Origin of the sequence: Ornithinimicrobium sp. (assembly GCF_051004135.1) — a bacterium.
GTDB lineage: Bacteria > Actinomycetota > Actinomycetes > Actinomycetales > Dermatophilaceae > Ornithinicoccus.
Genome location: NZ_JBPCKQ010000082.1, coordinates 1 through 3,670 on the forward strand (window position 1 = coordinate 1; position 3,670 = coordinate 3,670).

Genomic DNA, 3,670 nt, shown 5'->3' on the forward strand with positions numbered 1-3,670 from the left:
ACCCGGAGGTGCGCAGTCCCGCAATGGTGGGGACCGGCCAGCCGCGCCACAGCCCGAGCAGCAGCGCCTGGGGGCAGCTGCGACCGGACGGCGTGTCTATGTGCAAGTGCCGGTGCGGTCCCGTGGAGTTGCCGGCACCTCGTGTTCCGGGCTGGCCACCCGAGCGGCCGACGGGCTGACCGGCATCAACCTGCTGCCCGGCAGCGACGTCGATGGCTGACAGGTGGCAGTACGTGATCGAGGCCTGCTGCCCCGGATTGCGGATGGCCAGCCCGTAGCCGCAGTCGCCGGATGCGCCCGCCCAGACGACGTCCCCATCCACCAGGGCGTACAGGGCCGTGCCGACCGCGAGCGAGATGTCCGACCCAACCCGCCCGGAGTGGTGCGGCTTGACGAGCTGCCACTCCGGGTCGCGAGACGGGCTGGCGTGAGTGGTGACCGCGTGCAGTCCGGCCGGAGCGAAAGGCAGCGCATATCCGTCTTGAACGACCGCCGCACGCGGTGTGCCCGGCCCTCCGAGACCAGCGAGCCGGTGATAGTGGGCGATCAGCTCAACCGCACGAGCGGCGTAGCCCTCCCCGGCGGTGGGGCTGGGGTTTGCGGGGCCGGCGTTGTAGCCCTTGGCCGCGAGCCGCGGGTCGTTCCGGCCGCCGAGCGCGACGAGGTAGCGGGCGGCGGAGTGGATGGCGTCGAACGGGCTCCAGGGGTCGGCGATCCCATCGCCGTCTCCGTCGGTTCCGTAGCCCTGCCCGTCACGGACCGGCGGGCCCGCCACGTCTATGTCGTAACGCCCGGCGGAGGCGCGCCAGGTGGAGCCGAGGAACTGCATTGGCCCCCGCGCGCCGGCAAAGTTGACGGTGCCGGGTGGCCGGCAACCAGGGGCTGGGTAGCGGCCGTGGTCGCATTCGAGCTTGCCGATCGCGGCCAGCAGCGCCCAGTCGATCTCCCACCGCTCGGCAGCGTCGACGTAGGCCGACAGCATCGGCTCCGGAATCTCACCCGCCACGGACGCTGGGTCGAACCCGACCGGCGGATGGGCACTACCAGTGGTGATCGCCACCACCAGGCCTAGCGGTAACACGACGATGACGATGGCGGCAGCAACGAGGCTTCGGCGCATCACTGCGCCTGCCGGGAGTCGACCAAACGCCAGGACCCTTCGGGGTCGCAGATGAGGTCGAGCTCATAAACCGAAGTGTGTGGCGTTGCAGCCACGTCCGCGCGGTGGGTGGCGGCGATGCGCACGGTGGCAACATCGGCGTTCGCCACAAACGCGTCGGTGCCGAGGTCCACCACCTCGAGGCCCTCCTCGGCCAGCCCGGTCACGATCAGCGCGACGGCGACCGCCACCGGGTCGCTGCGGTCGACCGGGCCTGGTGGCTGGGCCACCCGCACCTCATGGTCGTGGGCGGGCTGTTCGGGCAGTCGTGAGAGCGCGACATGCCGGACGGGCGGGCCATCCTCTATAGCAATTGGGCTGGTGGTGCAGCCGACGAGTGTGAGCGTGGCGACCGCGACGGTCGCGAGGTCTCGCATGGGTCCTCCCGGTCGTGCAGGGAGTCACCACACGCACCACGAAAATGTGACGACGGCGGGGGTAGCGAAACGCCAGTCACAACCCGGCGACGCGGGGGGCAACTCCCTGACCGGCTCCGGCTGTCGGCCCGGGCCGCCGGTCTGGACACGGAGGTACGACATGTCGTCTTGGAGCGCGCGTGTGCTGGCCCAAGTAGTGCCGCCGATGGATCCCTCACGGGGGCGGCAGTGGATCCCCAACTACGAGCAGATCATCGCGGCGCTGAACGGACTGACCTTGGCCGGGATGCTGTTCGCGGCAGGGGTGGTGGTCATCGGTGGGGCGACTTGGGCGCTGGCCACGAACCGAGCCCACCCCCAGGGGGTGACGTGGGGCCGGTTCATGGTGATCGGCGGGTTCGTCGGCGCGGTAGTGATGGGCGCCGCCTCGGCGATCGTCAACGCCGGGTTCCGGCTGGGGAGCTGACCATGCCGAGCGGCTACGGCGACCGAACCGCGTCGCAGCGGGTGTGGCTAACGGGCGCTGCCGCGCTCGTGGCTCTCCTACTGGGTGGGGGTGGCTGGCTGCTCTGGCAGGGTCTAACCCGCCCGACCGGGTCCGTGCGCCAGTCCGTACTGCCCATCGACTCCCATGACCGGAGCGTCGCGATCGCATGGGGTGCGCCCGAGCTGGTGGACGGTGTCCCATGGGCGTTTGCCCTCACCCCGGACGGAGCGACCGCCGCTGCCGTCACCGCGGTGGCGGTAACTGGACAGGCCGAGGTGGTGTTCGACCCGGGACGGTTTGGCGAGGTTGCCGCCGTTGTGTTCACCGAATCCCAGGCCGCGGTCCAGGCACGGCAGGTGGAGTCGGCTCGCACCGAGTTCGAGCTATCAGGCTGGGCAAGCCAGCCCGAGAGCCGCCGCATGTACTTCTTCGCCCCTCTGGCTGCCAAGCTCGTCGCCTACGACCACCCCGCGGCATTCGCGCAGGTCGAGGTCTGGGCGATGACCGTGGTCGGAGTCGGCGACGCGGGCGGAGCGGTGTTCACCACTTCCACGGTCGATCTGACCAGCACCGGACGGACATGGACGGTCACGGGCCTGGACACGGTCGAGGGCCCCACGCCGCTGGTGCAGGCGACGGCGTCCGCGCCGGGACGAACACGTGCACTGCTGCGAGATGCGCTGGCGACCTGGCCGCTGCCACTGCCCCCCGTGGGGCGCCAGCCGTGAAGGGACACGGCATGCTCCACGACGAGGAGGGCGCCATCCCCTTCGTGCTGGTGGGCGTCGTCGCGCTGGGCGGCGTGCTCGGGCTGGCCTGGACCGGCCAAGAGTGGGCCCAGAGCCTGCTGCGCGAGGCCGGCGGCGAGCTGACCGTGTGGATCCTGCGCGGCGCGTTCTGGACGCTGGACCTGGTCGCCCTGCAGTCTTCGACCGCCCCGGTCAGCCGCGACTGGTACACGCCCGTCCTGGAAGGCCCGGCCCTGCCGATCTACGCGCTGGCCGCCCTGGTGATGGTCGCCACCCTCATCGCCGAGGTCGTCGCTGGCATGATCACGGGCAACACCACGCGCATCGTGCAGGCGATCTTCCGAGCGCTGATGGCCGGGATGCTCGCCTCGGCGGGCGGGGCGCTGCTGCTGTCGATCGGTGGGGCGCTGTCCAACCTTGGCCGGATCGCGCTGGATGCCTCCGGCACCAGCGTGGACGCGCCGCTGGTGCCCTTGCAGGAGGTGCTGATGGACTCCGCGCTGCAGCGCGACACCGGCGTCGAGCTTTTCGTCGTCTTCCTGGCGGGGCTGGTGATCGTGTTCACGTCGCTGGCGATCTACTTCACCTTGGCGATGCGGCCGGTGCTGCTCGCCGCCATGATCGTGTTCCTGCCGGTCGCCCACGCCCTGTCCGTTTGGACGCCCATGCGGCGGGTCCAGGTTCGCGCCTGGTCTTTGGCGTTCGCCGTGCTGCTCGCCGACGCGGCGGTCCTGACCATGTTCGCGGTCGCCAACACGGTCATGCGCCAACCCGAAGGCGTCGACCGGCTGATCTTCGGCACCTTTGGACTGCTACTCGCTGCGCTCGCGCCAGCCGCATTGGCCCGAATCGTCGGTGCCCCAGAACTGCAGACCGCGGTGTAGTCGATGTCCCGTGG

General features: G+C 70.5%; 5 protein-coding genes. 3 read left to right on the forward strand and 2 right to left on the reverse strand.

The genetic code is table 11. From position 1 onward, the window contains the following. On the reverse strand, positions 1-1,081 hold a 1,081-nt coding region (locus ACR2FV_RS04780), incomplete at its 3' end, for a M23 family metallopeptidase (protein WP_434014559.1). A 38-nt stretch (positions 1,082-1,119) separates the two neighbouring features. Further along, the gene (locus ACR2FV_RS04785; protein WP_434014560.1) at positions 1,120-1,536 is read right to left on the reverse strand and encodes a hypothetical protein; all 417 of its coding nucleotides are present in this window, start codon (positions 1,534-1,536) and stop codon (positions 1,120-1,122) included. Positions 1,537-1,696: 160 nt separating this feature from the next. Here ACR2FV_RS04785 and ACR2FV_RS04790 point away from each other — a divergent pair, with 160 nt between their 5' ends. From ACR2FV_RS04790 to ACR2FV_RS04800, 3 genes are all read left to right on the forward strand, one after another. Continuing rightward, positions 1,697-2,002 carry a hypothetical protein gene (locus ACR2FV_RS04790; RefSeq protein ID WP_434014561.1) on the forward strand — a complete coding sequence of 102 codons (306 nt, stop codon included), beginning with the start codon at positions 1,697-1,699 and terminating at the stop codon, positions 2,000-2,002. A 134-nt stretch (positions 2,003-2,136) separates the two neighbouring features. Then, positions 2,137-2,751 (forward strand): hypothetical protein, encoded by a 615-nt coding sequence (locus tag ACR2FV_RS04795; protein WP_434014562.1) that lies wholly within the window; start codon positions 2,137-2,139, stop codon positions 2,749-2,751. An 11-nt stretch (positions 2,752-2,762) separates the two neighbouring features. Continuing rightward, positions 2,763-3,656 carry a hypothetical protein gene (locus ACR2FV_RS04800; RefSeq protein ID WP_434014563.1) on the forward strand — a complete coding sequence of 298 codons (894 nt, stop codon included), beginning with the start codon at positions 2,763-2,765 and terminating at the stop codon, positions 3,654-3,656. The last annotated feature ends 14 nt before the right edge of the window (positions 3,657-3,670 follow it).